The organism is Anaerotruncus sp. G3(2012) (assembly GCF_000403395.2).
Classification (GTDB): Bacteria; Bacillota; Clostridia; order Oscillospirales; family Ruminococcaceae; genus Anaerotruncus.
In genome coordinates this window covers 324,449-326,386 of record NZ_KE159675.1, presented here as the reverse complement: position 1 = coordinate 326,386, position 1,938 = coordinate 324,449, and the positions used below count along the sequence as shown (strand labels likewise).

1 protein-coding gene and 2 pseudogenes are annotated in these 1,938 nt (G+C 47.7%); all 3 read right to left on the bottom strand.

What is annotated here, in order from left to right; translation table 11 throughout:
• Positions 1–96: 96 nt before the first annotated feature.
• Positions 97–921: pseudogene (locus C814_RS16810) on the bottom strand (beta-eliminating lyase-related protein); the annotation flags it as partial.
• 245 nt (positions 922–1,166) lie between these two features.
• Positions 1,167–1,439: an S-methyl thiohydantoin desulfurase domain-containing protein gene (locus C814_RS16805; RefSeq protein WP_022788492.1), complete on the bottom strand. Its 273-nt coding sequence runs from the start codon at positions 1,437–1,439 to the stop codon at positions 1,167–1,169.
• A 14-nt stretch (positions 1,440–1,453) separates the two neighbouring features.
• Positions 1,454–1,843 (bottom strand): annotated as a pseudogene (locus C814_RS0105210) (transposase); the annotation flags it as partial.
• Positions 1,844–1,938: the final 95 nt, after the last annotated feature.

Genomic DNA, 1,938 nt, shown 5'->3' with positions numbered 1-1,938 from the left:
TAAAGATTATGAGATATCCGTCTCATCTGCTGAGACTATCGTCAAAATTTCTCATTTCCATACCTTGCTTAAACGCTTATGAATACAGCTTCTAAACGGAATGTCATATTTGTGCGCGATCTCGGCGGTCTCCCGAATTGATTTCATGGATACAGCTTGTCCGCAGACTGTGTTATTGGTAATCGTGGTGTAAATCAAGGGTACATTCTCGGAACCCACAGCCTCGATCAATTCCACCAACTTTCTTACGTCCATATCGCCCTTGAAGGGGTTCTTCTCGTATTTACCGCCCTCGGGAACCTCGAATAACAGTTCCTTGTTAAACAGGTTGCGGGGAATGGACCCCATCTGCTTAATGTTGCCCTCAGTGGTATCGAAATGGCCGTTGGAAGGGATAACAAAGGATTTGGCAGGGTGGCGCTCGACCATGATTTTTTTGACGATTTCAAACAGGATAGACTCTGCCGCCCGGCCCTGCTGGATGATGAAGGCATTAGGGCGCTCCATTTGAGCTGCGCCGCCATTAAAAAGGCCACCTTCATATTCGCACAGATACATTTCATCCATCATTTTATCAACGTCAGTACAATCAGTGCGAACCAGATCAATTATTTTTTTCCAGTTCTTCTCACCGCCGCGCTCAAAAATATCGCGGAATGTGTCCAACAGGACATAGTAGCCCTTGTTGCGGCCGTAGGACTCATCGCCCAGGAACATAGCGGCCCACTGTACATCAGTCATGGCGGTTGTGCCAGAATCGGACAGCATGTCGATGGTAAGCATACCCGCCGGGGACGCAAACTCATTGTAGTGGGTGGCCTTCAGGGCGCGCTCACGCTGCTCTACCGTAACATTTGGGATGTTGCGAACTACATAGGAAGCGTGATGGGGAACCTTTACGGACAGGGAATACTCTTTCATGGGATTTACCTCCATTTATTCGGCGTTGAGACGCCTTGTTATTTGGAGGCACCCCGGTCATCGGAACATCGATGATGATCGACATCCGCGACTGGTGGACAGTGCCTGATTGAAAACGGGCTGTCACCCGTGCTGGGGAAACGATGTGATATCTTTTACATAAATTCCCCGGTGCAGAATACACCGGGGAATTTATGTATTGCCCTGATTGATCGGTGTCGTTCCGCATCACCCATCGCCGTCAATTAGTCAATAAACAGGCCGTCAAGGTACTTTATCATCTCAATACCTAGAGCATCTTCCAGTCGTTTATATGGAGCACGGTATCGTACACCTAATCCAAGGAGCATGTTCGTCCATTTGGAGCCGAGCAGATATACTTCAGCGCCTTCCTTTAACTCAGCAGTCGAGATCGGACGTCCGGTTTCATAATCTGCAGTCACAATAAAGTCAGGGAATGTATTCAGCCGGGTACCATTTGGACTGTTCACCGCCATGTACTCGTTGCAGAAATACATCTTAGAAGCTGTATTCATAAGCGTTTAAGCAAGGTATGGAAATGAGAAATTTTGACGATAGTCTCAGCAGATGAGACGGATATCTCATAATCTTTACTGAGACGTCTGGAATGATTGAGCCAGGAGAGGGTGCGTTCAACTACCCAGCGCCAAGGGAGTCTTTCCCATTGGTGGGGCTTGATTTTCTCTGAAATATCGACATTAAGGTCAAGCTGGTCCTTCAAATCAGAAACGAAGGTGCCCCGATATCCGGCGTCTGCGCAGAATTTCTGAATAGATGGATACTGTTCATGCGCTCGTTTGGCGGTAGATATTCCACTTTTTGTGTCATGAATATTGGCAGCATGAACCACAATAGACAACAAACAGCCCAGCACATCCACTACAATGTGCCGCTTTCTGCCTTTTGTTTTTTCCCTCCGTCAATTCCGCGGTCTTCGCTGGCTGCTACTGTTTTTACACTCTGGGAATCAATGATCGCGTAGCTTGGGCTCTCCTT